Consider the following 20,225-nt stretch of genomic DNA (forward strand, 5'->3'; position numbering starts at 1 on the left):
CTGCACGGCGGGGTCATCAGTTGTCGTAGCCCAGATTCGGCGCCAGCCAGCGCTCGGTCACACTCAGGTCCTGACCCTTGCGTGCGGTGTAGCTCAGCACCTGGTCCTTGTCGACCTTGCCCACGGCGAAGTACTGCGCCTGCGGATGGGCGAAGTACCAGCCGCTGACGGCGGCCGCCGGGAACATCGCATAGTGCTCGGTAAGGAACACACCGCTGCGGCCCGCCTGCATTTCGCGAGCCTCGGGGTCGAGCAGTTGGAACAACTGGGCTTTCTCGGTGTGATCCGGGCACGCCGGGTAGCCCGGGGCAGGGCGGATGCCGCTGTATTGCTCCTTGATCAACGCGTCGTTGTCCAACTGCTCGCCCTTGGCGTAGCCCCAATGTTCCTTGCGCACCTGCTGGTGCAGCCACTCGGCGCAGGCTTCAGCCAGGCGATCGGCGAGGGCCTTGACCATGATCGAGTTGTAGTCGTCGCCGGCATCCTGATAAGCCTTGGCGACTTCCTCGGCGCCGATGCCGGCGGTGGTGATGAAGCCGCCGATGTAGTCGGTCACGCCGCTGTCCTTGGGCGCGACGAAATCGGCGAGGGAGAAGTTCGGCTTGCCGTCGGTCTTGATGATCTGCTGGCGCAGGTGGTGCAGCTTGGCGATGGGCTGGCCATCGTCGCCGTAGACTTCAAGGTCGTCATCCTGCACCTGGTTGGTCGGCCAGAAGCCGAACACCGCGCGGGCGCTGATGAGTTTTTCGTCGATCAGTTTCCTGAGCATTTCCCGGGCGTCGGCGTACAACGCGGTGGCGGCTTCACCCACCACTTCATCAGTGAGGATGCGCGGGAATTTGCCGGCCAGGTCCCAGGAAATGAAGAACGGCGTCCAGTCGATGTACTCGGCCAGAACGTTGAGGTCGATATTGTCCAGCACCTTGGCGCCGGTGAAGGTCGGTTTGACCGGGGTATAGCTGCTCCAGTCGAACTGTGGCTTCTTGGCGATCGCCGCCGGGTAACTCAGGCGCTCGGTGCGGGCGCTGCGGTTGGCGGTGCGCTCGCGCACATCGATGTATTCCAGGCGGGTCTTCTCGACGAAACCGGCCTTCAACTCCTTAGGACAGCAGCTGCGTCGCCACGCCCACCGCACGGGAGGCGTCGGTGACGTAGATCACCGCGTCATTGCTGTACTTGGGCTCGATCTTCACCGCCGTGTGTGCCTTGGAAGTGGTCGCGCCACCGATCATCAGCGGCAGGTGGAAATCCTGGCGCTGCATCTCGCGGGCCACGTGCACCATTTCATCCAGGGACGGGGTGATCAGGCCGGACAGGCCGATGATGTCGCACTTCTGCTCCTTGGCCACCTGCAGGATCTTTTCCGCCGGGACCATCACTCCCAGGTCGACGATGTCATAACCGTTGCAGCCCAGCACCACGCCGACGATGTTCTTGCCGATGTCGTGCACGTCGCCCTTGACCGTGGCCATCAGGATCTTGCCCTTGGCCTCCGGCTTGTCGCCTTTTTCCAGCTCGATGAACGGAATCAGGTGAGCCACGGCCTGCTTCATTACCCGGGCGGATTTGACCACCTGGGGCAGGAACATCTTGCCGGCGCCGAACAGGTCGCCAACGATGTTCATGCCGGACATCAGCGGGCCTTCGATCACCTCGATCGGGCGCGCAAACGACAGCCGCGATTCTTCAGTGTCTTCGACGATATGCGTGGTGATGCCCTTGACCAGCGCGTGTTCCAGGCGCTTGTTCACCGGCCAGCCACGCCACTCCTCGGTTTCGGCTTCCTTGACGCTGCCGTCGCCCTTGTACTTGTCGGCGATAGCGAGCAGGGCGTCGGTGCCTTCCGGGGTGCGGTTGAGCACCACGTCTTCCACCGCATCGCGCAGCTCAGCCGGGATCTGGTCGTAGATCTCCAGCTGACCGGCGTTGACGATGCCCATGGTCAGGCCCGCGCGGATCGCGTGCAGCAGGAACACCGAGTGGATCGCCTCGCGCACCGGGTTGTTGCCACGGAACGAAAACGACACGTTGGACACGCCACCGGAGGTCAGCGCGTAGGGCAGCTCGTCGCGGATATAGGCACAGGCATTGATGAAGTCGACGGCATAGTTGTTGTGCTCTTCGATGCCGGTGGCCACCGCGAAGATGTTCGGGTCGAAGATGATGTCTTCCGGCGGGAAGCCCACTTCATTGACCAGGATGTCGTAGGAGCGTTTGCAGATTTCTTTCTTGCGCGCTTCGGTGTCGGCCTGGCCGGCTTCGTCGAACGCCATCACCACCACCGCCGCGCCGTAGCGCTTGCACAGCTTGGCGTGGTGAATGAATTGCTCCACGCCTTCCTTCATGCTGATGGAGTTGACGATGCCCTTGCCCTGGATGCACTTGAGGCCGGCTTCGATCACTTCCCACTTGGAGGAGTCGATCATGATCGGCACGCGGGAAATGTCCGGTTCGCCGGCGATCAGATTGAGGAAGGTCACCATGGCCTTCTTCGAATCGAGCATGCCCTCGTCCATGTTGATGTCGATCACCTGGGCGCCGGCTTCCACCTGCTGCAGGGCGACTTCCAGGGCTTCGGTGTAGTTGTCTTCACGGATCAGGCGGGCGAACTTGGCGGAACCGGTGATGTTGGTGCGCTCGCCGACGTTGACGAACAGCGAGCTGCGATCGATGGTGAACGGCTCCAGGCCGGACAGGCGGCAGGCCTTGGGAATGTCCGGGATGGCGCGCGGCGCGTAACCGGCCACGGCCTTGGCGATGGCTTCGATATGGCCGGGCGTGGTGCCGCAGCAGCCGCCGACGATGTTGAGAAAGCCGCTCTGGGCGAACTCTTCGATGACCTTGGCGGTTTCGGAGGGCAGTTCGTCGTACTCGCCGAATTCGTTGGGCAGGCCGGCGTTGGGGTGCGCGGAAACGTGGGTGTTGGCCTTGTTCGACAGCTCTTCCAGGTAGGGGCGCAGCTCGCTGGCGCCGAGGGCGCAGTTCAAGCCGACGGAGATAGGCTTGGCGTGAGCCACGGAGTTCCAGAAGGCTTCGGTGGTCTGGCCGGACAGGGTGCGCCCGGACGCATCGGTGATGGTGCCGGAAATCATGATCGGCAGTTCGATGTTCAGCGCCTCGAACACGCCCTGCACCGCAAAGATCGCGGCTTTGGCGTTAAGGGTGTCAAAGATCGTCTCGATCAGAATCAGGTCGGCACCGCCTTCGATCAGGCCCTGTGTGGCCTCGGTGTAGTTCTCCACCAGTTCATCGAAGGTCACGTTGCGGTAGCCGGGGTTGTTCACGTCCGGCGACAGCGAGCAGGTACGGCTGGTGGGGCCGAGCACGCCTGCGACGAAGCGCGGCTTGGCCGGGTTCTCGAGGGTCTTGGCGTCCGCCACTTTACGCGCCAGGCGCGCGCCTTCTACGTTCAATTCGTAGGCCAGTTCTTCCATGCCGTAGTCGGCCATGGAGATGCGCGTGGCGTTGAAGGTATTGGTTTCCAGGATGTCGGCACCGGCATCCAGGTAGGCCTTTTCGATCCCGCCGATCACGTCAGGGCGAGTGAGCACCAGCAAGTCGTTGTTGCCCTTGACGTCGCTTGGCCAGTCAGCAAAGCGTTTGCCACGGTAGTCCTGCTCCTCAAGCTTATAGCTCTGGATCATCGTGCCCATGCCGCCGTCGAGGATCAGGATACGTTCCTTGAGGGCGTGGTGAAGGGCTTGCAGACGAACGCTACGATCGGACATGGGACTACTCTGGTCAGGCATTACGGAGGCGTGAATCATAACAAACCTGTGCCGATTTTGAGCATGCGCGGTTCTGCATGAATATCGCTCATGTTGCTGGCGATCATGGCCCGGTAGAATCACCGCCACTTTTAGCACCGCCTATTTTGAATCGGGACCGGATACATGACACTTCGTTTGATCGTCAGCGCCGTCCTGGCCTTGATAGCCAGTACAGCGCAGGCGCAAGTTGTGCCGGTAAACCGTCCCGCTCAGGCGATTTCCTATACACGCGATATTCAGCCGATTTTCACCGAGAAGTGCGTGGCCTGCCACGCCTGCTACGACTCGGCCTGCCAGCTCAACCTGGGCAGCGCCGAGGGCGCTGCGCGGGGCGCAAGCAAAATGCCGGTGTATGACGGCGAGCGCAGCACGGCCACGCCGACCACCCGTTTGTTTTACGACGCGTTCGGCAAGCAGGCCTGGCAGCAGAAGGGCTTCTATTCGGTACTGGACGCCCAGGGCAGCCAGGCAGCCTTGATGGCGCGCATGCTGGAACTGGGCCATAACGCGCCGTTGCAACCCAATGCCAAGCTGCCCGACGACATCGTGCTGGGCTTGAACCGCGCCAACCTGTGTGCGGCCCCCGGCGAGTTCAATGCTTACGCGGGCAGCCATCCCAAGGAGGGCATGCCGCTGGCCGTCACTGGCCTGACCGACCAGCAGTACCAGACGCTGCAACGCTGGCTGGCCTCCGGCGCGCCGCTTGACGAACAGAGCCTGGCGCCAAGCGCCAAGGAAGCCCTGCAGGTACAGCAGTGGGAAACCCTGTTCAACCAGCCGGGCGCCCGCGAAAGCCTGGTGGCGCGCTGGCTGTTCGAACATTTGTCCCTCGCCCACATTTATTTCGAGAACGGTGAGCCGGGGCACTACTTCCAATGGGTTCGCTCGCGCACGCCAAGCGGACAGCCCATCGACCTGATCGCCACGCGTCGCCCTAACGACGACCCCGGCACTCAGGTGTACTACCGACTGTGGCCGGTGCAGGGCGTGATCGTGCACAAAACCCACATCACTTACCCGTTCAGCGCCGCGAAACTGGCGCGCATCAAGGCGCTGTTCTACGCCGGTGACTGGCAAGTGACCGCCTTGCCGGGCTATGGCCCCGGCAGCCGGGCCAACCCGTTCGCCACCTTCGAAGCCATCCCGGCCAAGGCGCGTTACCAGTTCATGCTCGATAACGCCGAATACTTCGTGCGCACCTTCATACGCGGGCCGGTGTGTCGCGGGCAGATTGCTACGGATGTGATTCGCGATAACTTCTGGACCTTGTTCCAGGACCCGGACCATGACCTGTACATCACCGATGCGCGGTACCGCGGCCAGGCCACGCCGCTGCTGGCGATGCCTGGGCAGAATGACGACGTGGGCAGCGTGCTGAACCTGTGGTTGGCGTATCGCGACAAGCGCAACCAGTACGAAGCGCTGCGCCGTGACAATTATGCCGACCTGCCGCCACCGAGTTGGGCCACGCTGTGGGCGGGCAACGACAACGCCTTGCTGAGCATCTTCCGTCACTTTGACAGCGCCTCGGTGACCAAGGGCTTGATCGGTGAAGTGCCGCAGACGATGTGGCTGTTCGACTACCCGCTGTTGGAGCGCACCTATTACCAACTGGCGGTGAACTTTGACGTGTTCGGCAACGTATCTCACCAGGCCCAGACCCGCTTGTACTTCGACTTGATCCGTAACGGTGCCGAGCAGAACTTCCTGCGCCTGCTGCCCGCCGACACCCGCGAAGACTTTATGGACGACTGGTACCAGAACAGCGGCAAGCTCAAACTGTGGCTGGATTACGAGGCGATTGACGACAGCAAACCCAGCGGTCTGCACCTTAGCGAGAAAGACCCCAAGCGCGACTTCGCCAACCAATTGCTGACCCGCTACGGCCACCTCAATGCCAGCCCCGACCCGATCAACCGCTGCGCCGGCGCGTTCTGCTCCCGTGAGGGCATCGACCCGGCGCTGCAAGACGCCGAGCAGGCGCTGAGCCGCCTGACCTCGCGCCCGGCGGCGGGCCTCAAAGTGATCGACCAATTGCCCGAAGCTACCATGCTGCGGATCGAGACTCCTGGCGGCAAGCGCATGGTCTACAGCCTGTTGCGCAACCGCGCCCACAGCAACGTCGCGTTCCTGCTGGGTGAGGCGTATCGCTATCAGCCGGGGCTGGACACGCTGACGATCTACCCGGGGGTGCTCAGCAGCTACCCGAATTTCATGTTCAATGTGCCCGCGCAGCAGGTGCCGACGTTTGTGGCAGCGATGGAAGGGGCCAAGGACGCCGAGGGTTTTGAGAAAATCGTTGATCGTTGGGGTGTGCGCCGCAGTCATCCGCAGTTCTGGCAGTATTTTCATGACCTTTCGCAGTACATCCGCGAAACGACGCCGGTAGAAGAGGGCGTGCTGGACATGAATCGCTATGAAAACCTCTGACGGCGCCAGCTGGGCTTTTCCGACAAAAACACTAGGACTTTGTACCTGTGTAATAATTTGGCGTAAACTGCCGGCAAGCCTGTGAGGAGTTTCCATGACTGCCATAACCATTACCGACGCCGCCCACGATTACCTGGCTGACCTGCTGTCCAAGCAGAACACCCCAGGTATCGGCATCCGCGTCTTTATCACCCAGCCCGGCACCCAGTACGCCGAGACCTGCATTGCCTACTGCAAGCCTGGTGAAGAGAAGCCTGAAGACACCGCCCTGGGGCTCAAAAGCTTCACCGCGTACATCGATGCCTTCAGCGAAGCCTTCCTTGACGACGCCGTGGTCGACTACGCCACCGACCGCATGGGCGGCCAGTTGACCATCAAGGCACCGAACGCCAAGGTGCCGAACGTCAACGCCGACAGCCCGGTCAACGAGCGCATCAACTACTACCTGCAAACCGAGATCAACCCGGGGCTGGCCAGCCACGGCGGTCAGGTCAGCCTGATCGATGTGGTTGAAGACGGTATCGCGGTGCTGAAATTCGGTGGCGGCTGCCAGGGCTGCGGCCAGGCGGACGTCACCTTGCGCGAAGGCATCGAACGCACCCTGCTTGAGCGCATTCCTGAGCTCAAAGGCGTGCGTGACGTGACTGACCACACGCAGAAAGAAAACGCCTACTACTGAGTAAGGTGTTCACTGCGAACAAAAAACGGCGCCCCGTGAGCGCCGTTTTTTATTGTTTGAAATTCAACAAATTACGCGATTTTCCTAATGGATAATCTAGCGAGCTGATATTTATTCGGGACGATAAAGATGCGCGTGACCGGCACGGTAAAGCGATGACTCGCTGAAACTGTCGTTGGTCAACACGCGGCCCACCAGGATCAGTGCGGTGCGCCTGAAGCCCTTCGCCTCAACCTTGCCAACAATGTCACCCAGGGTGCCAACGGCCCAATCCTGATCCGGCCAGGTCGCCCTGTGCACCACGGCAATCGGGCAATCGGTGCCATAGTGCGGCAGCAGCCGGGCAACGATTTTGTCCAGATGATTGACCCCCAGGTGAATCGCCATGGTGGTGCCGTGCCGCGCCAGGCTGTCGAAATCCTCACCAGCGGGCATGCTTGTCTTGTCGGCGTAACGGGTCAATATCACGCTTTGGGCGATATCCGGCAGGGTCAATTCAGTTTCCAGCAGCGCTGCGCAAGCCGCTACCGCTGTGACGCCCGGAATGATCTGGAAAGGGATATTCAATTCACGCAAATGACGGATCTGCTCGCCAATTGCCCCGTACAGGCTGGGGTCCCCGGAGTGCACTCGCGCAACGTCCTGGCCTGCGGCATGGGCCGTCTTGATCAGTTCGATGATTTGTTCCAAGTGCAATTCTGCGCTGTTGACCACCTGCTGCGCCTGATGACCTTCCAGCACCGCGGCGGGTACCAGCGAGCCGGCGTAGAGGATCACCGGGCAGCTGCGGATCAGCCGTTGGCCTTTGACGGTGATCAGTTCCGGGTCGCCGGGACCGGCGCCGATGAAATAAACGGTCATGCAATCTTCCTGTTGAATCGCGTGAGCATGAACAGTGCTCAAGATCGGATGCGGTGATTATCCGCGTTGCAGCCCACGCAAGCCAATGCAACGGTGGCCCGTGCGCTCTTGCGGCGAGTGACCAGCAGCCGGGCAGGGGGGGTGCCGAGCTGTTCGGCCGCCGCCAACGCGGCACTCTCGGCAACCCCGTAACACTGCGTATGGGCAAAGGCGATGGCCGATTTATGGCTCAGGCGGTGTTCATAGGCGCTCAGGCGCGCGGCACTGAAATACAGCAGTGGCACGTTCAGTAGCTGAGCCAGGGCCAAAAGCCCTGGCTCATCCTGTTTGTGCTCAATAGTTGCCAATGCGCTGATGTCCTGACGGTCGCCCCCAGCTTCGCCCAGGGCGCTGTCAACCAGCTCCAGCAGGGCGCGAGCGTCACAGCCGCGCTGACAGCCGAGGCCGACAATCAGGTTCATGCCGAGTATTGGTCGTCGCGCTGACGGCGGAACAGCCAGGCACTGAACAAGCCCAGCGCCAGCCAGAATGCAACATTGGTCAGCTGTGAAGCGATCTTGAATTGGGCTTCGAGGGCTTGCGGGGCCAGCATCGAATGCACTTCCGGTTGCGGCGCGCCGATCACATGGGGCACCACTAGAATCGCTACGCCCAGCATTTTGAGCAGCCAGCTGCGCCCGAACACCAGCAACGCAATCCCGGCGGCAGTCGAGGCGGCAGCGCCAACCCACCAGATCTGACGCTGGGCCAGGTCAGCAGCAGCGGTGCCTGGCAGTTCCGGGGGCAGGCCCAAGGTAGGGGCGAGCACAAAGGTGGCATAACCGGCCAGTCCCCACAGCAGTCCCTGGGCTGTGCGGGTGGGAGGGCGCAATGTATAGAGCCCGGCCAGCATCAGTGCAAAACCGACCGCCACCACCAGGTTGCCGCCGGTGGTCGACAGCACGCGCTGCCAGCCGTCCGCTGGTTGCCAGGCCTCGGCGTCATGCGTATGGGCGCCGGCTCCAGCAACATGTTCGTGAGCCTGCTCGACCGCAACCGGGGCGCTTTCGAAGGTTTCCGCCTGCAGAATCAGCGGGGCCACCCAAAAGCTTTGCAGCAGGGTCAGCAGCAGGGCGGCCAGCAAGCCGGTGAAACCTGCCGTTTGCGCGATACGCTTGATCATCTGGGCAGCCCTCAGTGGCACGGGAACGCGGCGCTGTGGCGGGTATCATGGGCGGCGTTGTGCACCGCCTCGATATGCGAGAAGCCGGCAAAGTACACCAGGCACGCACCGAGGATCGACGCCCCGATTGCGGCGCTCAGGCGTTGGCTCAGCGTGGATGCGTTGCTGGAAGTGGGCGAAGTGCTGCTGATGATCGACATGGCGCGTCCCTTTCAGGTGTCTTGCGGGAAACGAGCGCATGAAAACCCCGCGAGCCGGGCACGCAGGGTTATGAACAGCGCCCGCCCACCGCGGGTTTGTTATCTGGATTTTTCGGGCCGGTCTCCGGGCTTGCGAGGGGCGCCAGGCCTATCAAGCATCTCCTTCCCATGCACAGGCACAGTGGATTTGACGCTTCGCTCGCTTACCGTTGCGGGGGCAGCACCGGACTCGTCACAACGCGTGACTCACCGGTTTCCCGTTTCACCCTGTGAAGGGCACCCGAAACAAGACGGGTAGGAAAACACGGGCACGACCTGACGTCAATTTCGACGCAGGTAGACGCTGAGTTCAGTGCACCAGGCCACCCCGTGGGTCATTGACCGCCGGCCACGCACTGCGTAGCCTTGCTCGCTCGAGGTTCTTCGGCCCAGGTCGAAGCTAAGAAGGGAACGCGGTTCAAGCCGCGGCTGCCCCCGCAACTGTGAAGGGTTCAGCTGACTGCCACGCCACTGCCGATACGGCGGGAAGGCGCAGTCAGCGCCGGTCGCAAGACCCGCAAGCCCCAAGCCAGGAGACCTGCCTCGCAAACGATTTTTCAATTCAACCGGGCGGGGTGATCCGGTGACGAAATCTGCTGCTGCGCGCCGTCGCAGGGCCTATCGTCCCGTATGCCCGCCCCAAAGGGCATCCGATGAAAACACTGGCCAAACTTCCCGTCACCATCGTTACCGGTTTCCTCGGTTCGGGCAAAACCACGCTGCTGCGCCACATGCTCGACAACGCCCAGGGCCGTCGCATTGCGGTGATCGTCAATGAATTCGGCGAGCTGGGCATTGACGGTGAAATCCTCAAGCAGTGCTCCATCGGCTGTACCGAAGAAGAAGCCAGTGGTCGCGTGTATGAGTTGGCCAACGGCTGCCTGTGCTGCACCGTGCAGGAAGAATTCTTCCCGGTGATGCGCGAACTGGTGGCTCGCCGTGGCGACCTTGACCACATCCTCATCGAAACCTCGGGCCTGGCCCTGCCCAAGCCGCTGGTCCAGGCCTTCCAGTGGCCGGAAATCCGCAATGCCTGCACCGTCGACGCGGTGATCACCGTGGTCGACAGCCCGGCCGTGGCCGCCGGCACCTTCGCCGCGTTCCCGGACCAGGTCGACGCCCAGCGCAAGCTCGACCCGAACCTGGACCATGAATCGCCGCTGCACGAGCTGTTTGCCGACCAACTGGCCAGCGCCGACCTGGTGATACTCAACAAGGCCGACCTGATCAGTGCCGAAGACCTGGCCCGCGTGCGCCTGGAAGTGGCCGAGGAGCTGCCGCCGGCGGTCAAGGTCATCGAAGCCAGCAGCGGACGCGTGCCTCTGGACGTGCTGATCGGCCTGGGCGCCGGTTCCGAAGAACATATCGACGCCCGCCATAGCCATCACGACCATCACCACGACGGTGAGGACGACCACGACCACGACGCCTTCGACTCCATCTCCATCGACCTGCCGCAAGCCGACGAAGCCCTGCTGCTCGACGCCCTGACGCAACTGGTGGTGCAGCACGGCATCCTGCGCGTCAAAGGCTTCGCCGCCATTCCAGGCAAACCGATGCGCCTGCTGATCCAGGGCGTGGGCACGCGTTTCGACAAGCATTTCGACCGCGCCTGGGGCGCCGATGAAGCGCGCACCACGCGCCTGGTGCTGATTGGTCAGGCGCTTGACGCGGCAGGCCTTGAAGCGCAACTGCGCGCCGCCCTCAGCGCCTGACCCATGCACCTGCTCAGGACCCAGCCCGGCGGCTTCGTCGCGGACGACAACATTGCCGACCTTGGCCAAACCCCGGCCGAGCTGGTGGTCCTGTGCAGCGGCGACTCCAGCCTGGCGCTGCTCGCCGAGGCGGCGCGGCAGTTGCCCGAGGATTACCCCAGTTTTCGCCTGGCCAATCCGATGCAAGTGCAGAACCATGCCTCAGTCGATCTGTACGTCGACGAGGTGTTGCGCCACGCCAAGGTAATCCTGATTTCGCTGCATGGCGGTATCGGCTACTGGCGCTACGGCATCGAGCGCATGAAGGCGTTGGCCGAGCGCGGCGTAACGCTCATCCTCGTCCCTGGGGATGATCGACCGGACCCGGAACTGAGCGGCTTGAGCACTGTAGGCGCGCCCGAGCGTGACCGCCTGTGGCAGTTCCTGCGCCAAGGTGGGTTGGGGAATGCGCTGGATTTCTATCGCTGCCTGGCCAGCGGCTACCTGGGGCGCGACTATGCCTGGGCTGAGCCGCAGAGCTTGCCGCGCACCTCGATCTATCACCCGCATACCGCCAACGCCCACCTTGCAAACTGGCAGGCCGAATGGCGCGCTGATTGCCCGGTGGCGGCGGTGCTGTTCTACCGCTCGCATTTGCAGGCGGCCAATACCGGGTTTATCGATGTGTTCTGCCAGCGTTTGCAGGCGGCGGGCCTTAACCCGTTGCCGATCGCGGTGGCCAGCCTGAAAGAGCCGGGCTGCCTGACGGTGGTCGAGGACCTGCTGGATGACGTGCAGGCGGCGGTGATTCTCAACACCACCGGCTTTGCCCAGTCCAGTCCCGAAGCGCCGCATCTGCGCCCGTTTCGCCGCAACATCCCGGTGATTCAGGCGATCTGCGCGCAGGACAACCAGCCCGGCTGGGAGGCCAGCGCGCAAGGCCTGGGCCCGCGCGACCTGGCGATGCACATTGCCTTGCCGGAGCTGGACGGGCGCATCATCAGCCGGCCGATCAGCTTCAAGGATCTGGCCTGGCGCAGTGAGCGCAGCCAGTCGGACGTGGTGTGCTACCGCGCCGTGCCCGAACGCATGGATTTTGTCGCCGAACTGGCGCGCCGCTGGGTCGAGCTGGCGCGGGTGCCGAATGCGCACAAACGCGTAGGCTTGATCCTGGCCAATTACCCCACCCGCGATGGCCGTATCGGCAATGGCGTGGGCCTGGACACGCCGGCGGCGGCGCTGAACATCTTGCGTGCGCTGCAGGCCGAAGGGTATCCCGTGCCCGCCACCTTGCCGGACAGCGGCACGGCCTTGATCCATGAATTGCTCGGCGGCGTTACCAATGACCTGGACAGCCTCGACCAGCGCCCCTGCCATCAAAGCCTGGGCCTGGAAGACTACGCAGCCATGTTCCAGCGCCTGCCTGAAGCCAATCGCCAGGCGGTGCTTGAGCGTTGGGGCCCGCCGCAGCAGGACCCGATGTGCCGCGACGGCCGGCTGATGATCGCCGGCCTGCGCCTGGGCGAGACCTTCGTCGGCATCCAGCCGGCGCGCGGCTATCAGGTCGACCCGAGTGCGGTGTATCACGACCCCGACCTGGTGCCGCCCCATGCTTATCTGGCGTTCTACTTCTGGCTGCGCCATACCTACGGCGCCCATGCGCTGATCCACGTGGGCAAGCACGGCAACCTCGAATGGTTGCCGGGCAAGGGCGTGGGGCTGTCGGAACACTGCTGGCCGGATGCGCTGCTTGGGCCACTGCCGAATATCTACCCGTTTATCGTCAACGACCCGGGCGAGGGCGCCCAGGCCAAGCGTCGCACCCAGGCGGTGATCATTGACCACCTGATGCCGCCCCTGACCCGCGCCGAAACCTATGGCCCGCTGCGCAACCTGGAACTGCTGGCCGACGAATACTACGAAGCGCAATTGCTCGACCCGCGCCGCGCGCTCGAACTGCAGAAAGACATTCTCAAACTGGTGCGCGAAACCCAGATCGACCAAGAGCTTGAGCTGGACGGCGATGCCGATGCCGACATCTGGTTGCCACGCCTGGACACTTACCTGTGTGACCTGAAGGAATCGCAGATCCGCGACGGCCTGCACATTTTCGGCGAGTCGCCGGCGGGGCGCTTGCGTATCGACACCTTGTTGGCCTTGCTGCGCATCCCCCGTGGCGATGGCCGTGGCGGGCAGTCGAGCCTGTTGCGGGTGCTGGCCAAGGCCTTCGAGCTGGGTTTCGACCCGCTGGACTGTGCGCTCGCCGAGCCGTGGACCGGGCGTCGGCCCGAGGTGTTGCGCACGCTCGACGCGCAGTTGTGGCGCACCGCCGGTGACACCCGCGAGCGCCTGGAACTCTACGCGGCGCGCTTGATCGAGCAGGCCCTGGAAGGGCCGCTGGAACAGTTGGAAGAACCCGGCTGGGAGGACGTGAAGGCCGTGGTCGAAAGCCTGCGCATGGTCGTTGCGCCGCGCCTGGACGCCTGCGGCCCGGCCGAAATGCACGGCTTGCTGGACGCCTTGAGCGGGCGCTTTGTGCCGGCCGGCCCCAGCGGTGCGCCGAGTCGCGGCCGCCTGGATGTGCTGCCCACGGGGCGTAATTTCTTCACGGTGGACGTGCGCAACCTGCCCACCACCACCGCCTGGCGCATCGGTTTCCAGTCGGCCAACCTGATTCTCGAGCGGCATCTGCAGGACCACGGCGACCACCTGCGCCAGTTGGGCCTGTCGGTGTGGGGCACGGCCACCATGCGCACCGGGGGTGACGATATCGCTCAGGCCATGGCGCTGATGGGCGTGCGTCCGGTGTGGGCCACGGGCAGTCAGCGCGTGGATGACTTCGAGATCCTGCCGATCAGCCTGTTGGACCGTCCACGTGTTGACGTGACGTTGCGCGTGTCCGGCTTCTTTCGCGATGCGTTCGCCAACCTGATCCGCCTGTTCGACGCGGCGGTGCAGGCGGTGGCGGCGCTGGACGAGCCGGATGACATGAACCCGCTGGCCGCCAAGGTGCGCAATGAGCGCGAGGCCTTGCGCGCATCGGGCCTGGACGAAGAGGCCGCGGCGAAACAGGCCGGTTGGCGCATTTTCGGGGCCAAGCCGGGAGCCTATGGCGCGGGCGTGCAGGGCGCGATTGACGGTCGCCTGTGGCAAAGCCGCGAGGACCTGGCCGAGGTCTACCTGAACTGGGGCGGCTACGCCTATGGCGGCGCCGACGAAGGCACCGCGGCCCGCGAGCAGTTTGCCCAGCGTCTGAGCCAGGTGCAGGCGGTGCTGCAGAACCAGGATAACCGCGAACACGATGTGCTTGATTCCAACGACTACTACCAATTCCAGGGCGGCATGCTCGCCGCCGTGGAAACCCTGCGCGGCGCCAAGGCCGCCAGCTACCATGGCGATCACAGCCAGCCGGACCTGCCGAAGATTCGCACCTTGAAGGAAGAGCTCAATCGGGTCATCCGTTCCCGTGCAGCCAACCCGAAATGGATCGAAGGCGTGAAGCGTCACGGCTACAAAGGCGCGTTTGAGATGGCAGCGACCGTGGACAACCTGTTCGCTTTTGACGCCACCACCGCGCTGATCGACGATCACCAGTACGCTTTGCTCGCCGACGCCTACCTGCTCGACCCGGACACCCGGGCCTTTGTGCAACAGCACAACCCCGATGCCCTGCGCGACATGACCGAGCGCATGCTCGAAGCCCAGCAGCGCGGCATGTGGCAAGAGCCGGGCGCCTACCGCGAAGCGTTGGAAAACCTGTTGCTGGATATAGAAGAAGACAGCTGATGACCGATATTCCTCATTTTCCGTTGGCCGCCGTGGTCGGTGCCGACGCGCTGAAGCTGGCGCTGTGCCTCACCGCCATCGACCCCCGAATCGGCGGTGTGCTGATCGAAGGCCCGCGAGGCATGGCCAAGTCGACCCTGGCCCGTGGCCTGGCGGACCTGCTCGCCAGTGGGCAGTTCGTCACCTTGCCCCTGGGCGCTACCGAGGAGCGGCTGGTCGGTACCCTGGACCTGGACGCCGCGCTCAGCGAAGGCCGCGCACAGTTTTCCCCCGGCGTGCTGGCCAAGGCCGATGGCGGCGTGTTGTACGTCGATGAAGTCAACCTGTTGCCCGATCATCTGGTCGATCTGTTGCTGGACGTGGCCGCCAGCGGCACCAACCTGATCGAGCGTGACGGCATCTCCCATCGGCACTCGGCGCGCTTCGTGCTGATCGGCACGATGAACCCGGAGGAGGGCGAGTTGCGTCCGCAGCTGCTCGACCGCTTTGGGTTCAACGTGGCGTTGAGCGGGCAGACGTTGCCGACCGAGCGTGGGCAGATCATCCGTCGTCGCCTGGACTTCGACACAAACCCCGCCGCGTTCTGCCAGCAGTGGGCCGAGCCGCAAGCGGCGTTGCGCGAACGCTGCACCCAGGCCCGTGCGCGACTCGACAGTATCGAGCTGGATGACGCCGCCTTGGCGCAGATTACCCAGCGTTGCTTTGCCGCGGGTGTGGACGGAATGCGTGCCGACCTGGTGTGGCTGCGCGGCGCCAGGGCCCATGCGGCCTGGCGCGGTGCGAGTGCGATCGCCGAGGAAGATATTGACGCGGTCGCTGAATTTGCCTTGCGTCATCGCCGCCAGGAACAGCCGCCTGCGGCCAGTGCGCCCGATCAGGGGCAGGCCCCCAAGCCCTCGGACACCTCGCCCGGCCAAGGCCAATGGGGCGATATGCCAGCGCCGGCGCTGCCCACCGGCGCTCGTCGCGATGTGCCTGCCTGGCCAAAAAAGCCCTAGGCATCCGCCCCCGACCTGACGCGGGGGCGGATGCTCGGCCCCAGGCGGGGCAATTGGACAGCGGCAGGCAAGGCAAGGCGCGCAGTGCGCAATCGGGCCAGATCAACTGGCCGGGCAGCTTGCTCGGTGGCAGGCCGCAGCGCCGTGAGGATTTGCTGTGGCACCTGCGCAGCCGCTCTGCCCATGAACTGTGGCTGGTGATCGTCGATGCCTCGGCTTCCACTCGCAAGCACCAGGCGTTGAGCGATGCCAAGGGCCTGCTGGCGCAGTTGTTTGATGACGCGTATCGGCAACGGGCGCGCATGGCGTTGTTGACCGCCAGCGGGCAGTCGCCGAGGTGGCAGGTGCAGGGCTTGAAAGCGGCCAAAGGCCTGACGGGTTGGCTGGAACAGTTGGGCGCCGGTGGCGGTACGCCGTTGCTGGCAGCCTTGACCGAGGCGGCCGATTGGCTGGTGGCGCGGCGTAAGCGTTACCCGGCGGAGCAGCAGCGGTTGCTGGTGATTACTGATGGGCGGCTCAAAGTGATCGATGGGTTGCCGCTGCTGGCGTGTCCGGGGTTGCTGGTGGACATCGAGCGCGGGCCGATCAGGTTGGGGCGGGCGCAAGCGCTGGCGAGCGGGTTGCAGCTGGATTATCGGCATATCGACAGTATGTAGTGCCAGTCCCGCCGCTATCGGGAGCAAGCCCCCTCCCACATTTGGAATGCATTCCCCTGTGGGAGGGGGCTTGCTCCCGATAGCGGTCTCCAATACAGCACAGATTTATCAGAATGCCCCCGGCACATTCGGCCAAAGATCGGCAATCAGGAACAACCGCTCGGCTTCCTCCCAATCCTCACCCCTGCGCACCAGCCGCACCAATAACTGCGCCGGCGCCATCGGGTCCAGGTCGGCCAGCCAGCCCTGCATCTGTTCCTCGCTCCACACCTCGCTTGTCAGGTAGTGCGCCGGTGCCAGCCAGGCATGCCGGGGCAGGGGTTGCCAGCGGCCTGCGGCGCTGGCGCTGACAAAGTCCGGCCAATCGCGCTGATGCAACCAACGCCCACGCAAATGCTGCGGATGAGCGCCGAGGGGCGAGTCGGCCTGGCCCGGCCACGGGTAAAGCAGGTACCCGCCCAGCCACAGGTGCGCGTCGAACTGCTGGATATCCAGCGCCGCCATGGCTTCACGGCTTTCCGGGCGCGCCGAGATCGGCAATTGATGCTGGGCCAGGTGCGCCAGTTTGCGGTCGAGCCGGTCATGGCAACCCGGGCCCAGCCACTGCGCGGTGTCTTGGCCGTTCCCCGTTTGTGGCCCGAGGTAGAGCTTGATTGCCAATTCCAGGTGGTGCACGCCGTCGCGGTCGCGCAGCAGCATGTCCAGCTCGCCCAGGGTATGACCGGCGCGGCGGATCGGCAGGTTGGCCGCCAGCAGCTCCACGCCCGGTGCATGCTGCACGGCGAACTGCCACAGGCGTTCATAGTAGAGGCCCAGGCGCCGGGTGCGCGCCAGGCTCAGCCAGTGTTGCAGCGCGCTGCTGTCTTGATCGAGCGCACGCAACCAGGCTTCGAGCAGCTGCGGCGCCTGTACCCAGTCACTGCCCGCCAGTGGGTGGCGCTGCGGCCAGGGCGTGCGGGCGAGCATCGGTGGCGCCAGGATCACCCACGCCAGGTCACGCACTTCGGGGTGCCGCAGTTGGCGGGGCAGGGCGTGCAAGTCAGGGAACAGAGTCATGGTGCGAGCATAGCCTCTTAAGTCGGACGCGGGTGCCTGTCACCGGCCTGAGAACCATTGTCATCAAGGCTCGGCGACGACAAAGGATTTTGCCTGACGCGGCCTTTCGCCCATAATCGTTTCTTTTTGCCACACCCCTACGCCCGCAGGAGCCCCATGGAGCAATTTCGCAATATCGGCATTATCGGTCGCCTGGGCAGTACCCAGGTGTTGGACACCGTCCGCCGGCTGAAAAAATTCCTGCTGGAACGCCACCTGCACGTGATCCTCGAAGACACCATCGGCGAAATCCTGCCGGGCCACGGCCTGCAGACCTCCTCGCGCAAAATGCTTGGCGAAGTGTGCGACATGGTCATCGTGGTCGGCGGCGACGGCAGCCTGCTCGGCGCGGCGCGGGCGCTGGCGCGGCACAATGTGCCGGTGCTGGGGATCAACCGCGGCAGCCTGGGGTTTCTGACCGATATCCGGCCCGATGAGCTGGAAATCGAAGTCGCCAAGGTGCTCGACGGCCATTACCTGGTGGAGAACCGCTTCCTGCTGCAAGCTGAAGTGCGCCGCCATGGCGAGGCCATCGGCCAGGGCGACGCCCTCAACGACGTGGTGCTGCACCCCGGCAAATCCACGCGGATGATCGAGTTCGAGCTGTATATCGACGGCCAATTCGTGTGCAGCCAGAAAGCTGACGGCCTGATCGTCGCCACGCCTACCGGCTCCACCGCTTATGCGCTGTCGGCGGGTGGACCGATCATGCATCCCAAGCTGGATGCCATTGTGATCGTGCCGATGTATCCCCATATGTTGTCGAGTCGGCCGATTGTGGTCGATGGCAACAGTGAGCTGAAAATCGTGGTGTCCAAGGATATGCAAATCTACCCACAAGTGTCCTGCGACGGGCAGAACCATTTCACCTGCGCCCCCGGTGACACCATCACCGTGAGCAAGAAGGCACAGAAGTTGCGGTTGATCCACCCGCTGGATCACAACTACTACGAAGTGTGCCGCACCAAGCTGGGCTGGGGCAGCCGCTTGGGGGGTGGAGGCGACTGATGCTCGATCCCGCGCGTAGCTACGACCTGATTGGTGACGTGCACGGTTGCGCCCATACCCTGGAGCACTTGCTCGACCAGATGGGTTACCACAAGCAGGGCGGCACCTGGCGCCACCCGTCGCGCATGGCGGTGTTCCTCGGCGATATCATCGACCGTGGCCCACGCATCCGCGAAGCGCTGCATATCGTCCACGACATGACCGAGGCCGGCCAGGCGCTGTGCATCATGGGCAACCATGAGTTCAATGCGCTGGGCTGGACCACGCCGGCGCCGCCGGGCAGTGGCAAGCAGTTCGTGCGCGAGCACACCCCGCGCCATGGTCGACTGATCCAGGAAACCCTGACCCAGTTCGAACAGCACCCGGCCGATTGGGAGGACTTCCTCGGCTGGTTCTACGACATGCCGCTGTTCGTCGATGCCGGGCGTTTCCGTGTGGTACATGCGTGCTGGGACGAGGGCTTCATCCAGCCGCTGCGCGCCACGTTCCCGGATGGCTGCATCGACCCACATTTCCTGCAGGCCGCTGCCGTGCCGGGCAGTTTTGCCTGCAACGCGTTCGATCGCCTGCTGCGCGGCACCGACATGCGCCTGCCGCACGGCCTCACCTTGACCGGTGGCGACGGCCTGACGCGCTCGTTCTTTCGCACCAAATTCTGGGAAGACGACCCGAAAACCTACGGCGACATCGTGTTCCAGCCCGACGCCTTGCCTGAGCCCGTGGCACGCACGCCCTTGTCGTCCACCGAAAAGAACAGCCTGCTGCGCTATGGCACCGACCAGCCGCTGTTGTTCGTCGGCCATTACTGGCGCAGCGGCAAACCGGCCCCGATCCGCCCGAACCTGGCCTGCCTGGACTACAGCGCGGTGCTGTACGGCAAGTTGGTGGCGTATCGACTGGACCAGGAAACCCAACTGGATCCGCGTAAATTCGTGTGGGTCGACGTTGAGCGACCCGAGGTTACCCAATGAGTACCGTGGCTGTATTGCGCCTGCCCCTGAACGTTGACCTGGGCGGTTTCGTCAAATTGTTGCAACGCATGCAAGTGCCCCATCGCGTCAGCGAAGAGGCGGGCGAACAAGTACTTTGGGTGCCCGAGACCATCAGCGATGACGTGCGTGTGCTGTACCAGCGCTTTCCCGCCGGCGATCCGGACCAGCAACTGGATATTCCCGAACAGGCGCCCGTTGCGCGGCCAGGGTTTTTCCAACAGGTGCGCCACAGCCCGGTCACGGCGCTGGTGCTGCTGGCCAGCCTGATCGTTGGCGCGGTAACCCTGCTCGGCGAAAACCTGCAAACCATGGCCTGGCTGACCTTCCTGCCGTTCCGGGTGCTGGGCGAGTACATCCAGTTCACGCCACTGGCCGACAGCCTGGCTTCCGGGCAGTGGTGGCGGTTGGTCACGCCGATGCTGATTCACTTCGGCATCCTGCACCTGGCCATGAACGGCATGTGGTACTGGGAGCTGGGCCGACGCATCGAAGCGCGCCAGGGCAGTATCAACCTGCTGGGCCTGACCCTGCTGTTCAGCCTGGTGTCCAATTACGCGCAGTATGCCTACGGCGGTCCGGGCCTGTTCGGCGGTTTGTCCGGCGTGCTGTATGGCCTGCTCGGGCATTGCTGGATCTTTCAATTACTCTCGCCCAACCCGGCGTATCGCTTGCCCCGTGGGGTGCTGGTGATGATGCTGGTGTGGCTGGTGCTCTGCCTGTCGGGGCTGGTCTCGATGATCGGCTTCGGCGAAATCGCCAACGCGGCCCACGTGGGTGGCTTGGTTATCGGTTGCCTGACCGGTTTGCTCGGCGGGCTGTACAACCGCCGCAAATCGTCTATTTGATAAGGAAGAG

The 20,225-nt window shown here is 63.8% G+C and carries 14 protein-coding genes, 1 pseudogene and 2 riboswitches; of the genes and pseudogenes, 9 read left to right on the forward strand and 6 right to left on the reverse strand.

Going from position 1 to position 20,225, the window contains the following annotated elements; genetic code table 11:
• Positions 1-16: 16 nt before the first annotated feature.
• Positions 17-3,728: pseudogene (gene metH / locus QF045_RS14845) on the reverse strand (methionine synthase).
• Between the two features lie 165 nt (positions 3,729-3,893).
• Between metH and QF045_RS14850 the strand changes: the two are divergent.
• Both QF045_RS14850 and nfuA read left to right on the forward strand, forming a co-directional pair.
• On the forward strand, positions 3,894-6,200 hold the full coding sequence (locus QF045_RS14850) for a fatty acid cis/trans isomerase (RefSeq protein WP_306492854.1): 2,307 nt from the start codon (positions 3,894-3,896) through the stop codon (positions 6,198-6,200).
• Positions 6,201-6,294: 94 nt separating this feature from the next.
• The gene (gene nfuA / locus QF045_RS14855; protein WP_003173594.1) at positions 6,295-6,879 is read left to right on the forward strand and encodes a Fe-S biogenesis protein NfuA; all 585 of its coding nucleotides are present in this window, start codon (positions 6,295-6,297) and stop codon (positions 6,877-6,879) included.
• A gap of 111 nt (positions 6,880-6,990) precedes the next feature.
• On the opposite strand, the gene cobM is transcribed toward nfuA, so the two are convergent.
• The 4 genes from cobM to QF045_RS14875 are packed head-to-tail and all read right to left on the reverse strand — an operon-like array spanning position 6,991 to position 9,102.
• Positions 6,991-7,740 (reverse strand): precorrin-4 C(11)-methyltransferase, encoded by a 750-nt coding sequence (gene cobM, locus QF045_RS14860; protein ID WP_306492855.1) that lies wholly within the window; start codon positions 7,738-7,740, stop codon positions 6,991-6,993.
• Positions 7,741-7,778: 38 nt separating this feature from the next.
• Entirely contained in the window at positions 7,779-8,201 is a 423-nt protein-coding gene (locus tag QF045_RS14865) for a cobalamin biosynthesis protein (protein ID WP_306492856.1), read from the reverse strand.
• Positions 8,198-8,902: a CbtA family protein gene (locus QF045_RS14870; RefSeq protein WP_306492857.1), complete on the reverse strand. Its 705-nt coding sequence runs from the start codon at positions 8,900-8,902 to the stop codon at positions 8,198-8,200. Before QF045_RS14870 ends, QF045_RS14865 begins: the two co-directional genes overlap by 4 nt.
• Positions 8,903-8,913: 11 nt before the next feature.
• A complete protein-coding gene (locus QF045_RS14875; protein WP_306492858.1) occupies positions 8,914-9,102 on the reverse strand; it encodes a CbtB-domain containing protein in 189 nt (62 codons plus the stop codon).
• 97 nt (positions 9,103-9,199) lie between these two features.
• A riboswitch (cobalamin riboswitch) is annotated at positions 9,200-9,401 on the reverse strand.
• Between the two features lie 100 nt (positions 9,402-9,501).
• Positions 9,502-9,702, forward strand: a riboswitch (cobalamin riboswitch).
• A gap of 92 nt (positions 9,703-9,794) precedes the next feature.
• Between QF045_RS14875 and cobW the strand changes: the two genes are divergently transcribed.
• Genes cobW through QF045_RS14895 form a run of 4 tightly spaced genes read left to right on the forward strand, consistent with a single transcriptional unit; the run spans position 9,795 to position 16,275 of the window.
• On the forward strand, positions 9,795-10,856 hold the full coding sequence (gene cobW, locus QF045_RS14880; RefSeq protein WP_306492859.1) for a cobalamin biosynthesis protein CobW: 1,062 nt from the start codon (positions 9,795-9,797) through the stop codon (positions 10,854-10,856).
• 3 nt (positions 10,857-10,859) lie between these two features.
• The gene (gene cobN / locus QF045_RS14885; RefSeq protein WP_306492860.1) at positions 10,860-14,621 is read left to right on the forward strand and encodes a cobaltochelatase subunit CobN; all 3,762 of its coding nucleotides are present in this window, start codon (positions 10,860-10,862) and stop codon (positions 14,619-14,621) included.
• Complete coding sequence (locus QF045_RS14890) at positions 14,621-15,619, forward strand: ATP-binding protein (protein ID WP_306492861.1); 999 nt, start codon at positions 14,621-14,623, stop codon at positions 15,617-15,619. Before cobN ends, QF045_RS14890 begins: the two co-directional genes overlap by 1 nt.
• Positions 15,620-15,672: 53 nt before the next feature.
• On the forward strand, positions 15,673-16,275 hold the full coding sequence (locus QF045_RS14895) for a VWA domain-containing protein (protein ID WP_306492862.1): 603 nt from the start codon (positions 15,673-15,675) through the stop codon (positions 16,273-16,275).
• Between the two features lie 108 nt (positions 16,276-16,383).
• On the opposite strand, the gene QF045_RS14900 is transcribed toward QF045_RS14895, so the two are convergent.
• Positions 16,384-17,331, reverse strand: a complete 948-nt coding sequence (locus QF045_RS14900; protein WP_306492863.1) for a DUF1853 family protein — start codon at positions 17,329-17,331, stop codon at positions 16,384-16,386.
• Positions 17,332-17,487: 156 nt separating this feature from the next.
• On the opposite strand from QF045_RS14900, the gene QF045_RS14905 reads away from it, so the two are divergent.
• From QF045_RS14905 to QF045_RS14915, 3 genes are read left to right on the forward strand one after another with little or no spacing between them, the layout of a single operon-like run.
• Positions 17,488-18,378, forward strand: a complete 891-nt coding sequence (locus QF045_RS14905; protein WP_306492864.1) for an NAD(+) kinase — start codon at positions 17,488-17,490, stop codon at positions 18,376-18,378.
• The gene (locus QF045_RS14910; protein ID WP_306492865.1) at positions 18,378-19,349 is read left to right on the forward strand and encodes a metallophosphoesterase; all 972 of its coding nucleotides are present in this window, start codon (positions 18,378-18,380) and stop codon (positions 19,347-19,349) included. Before QF045_RS14905 ends, QF045_RS14910 begins: the two co-directional genes overlap by 1 nt.
• Positions 19,346-20,215: a rhomboid family intramembrane serine protease gene (locus QF045_RS14915; protein WP_306492866.1), complete on the forward strand. Its 870-nt coding sequence runs from the start codon at positions 19,346-19,348 to the stop codon at positions 20,213-20,215. The genes QF045_RS14910 and QF045_RS14915 overlap by 4 nt, the downstream gene beginning before the upstream one ends.
• Positions 20,216-20,225 lie beyond the last annotated feature (10 nt).

The organism is Pseudomonas sp. W4I3 (genome assembly GCF_030816195.1).
Classification (GTDB): Bacteria; Pseudomonadota; Gammaproteobacteria; order Pseudomonadales; family Pseudomonadaceae; genus Aquipseudomonas.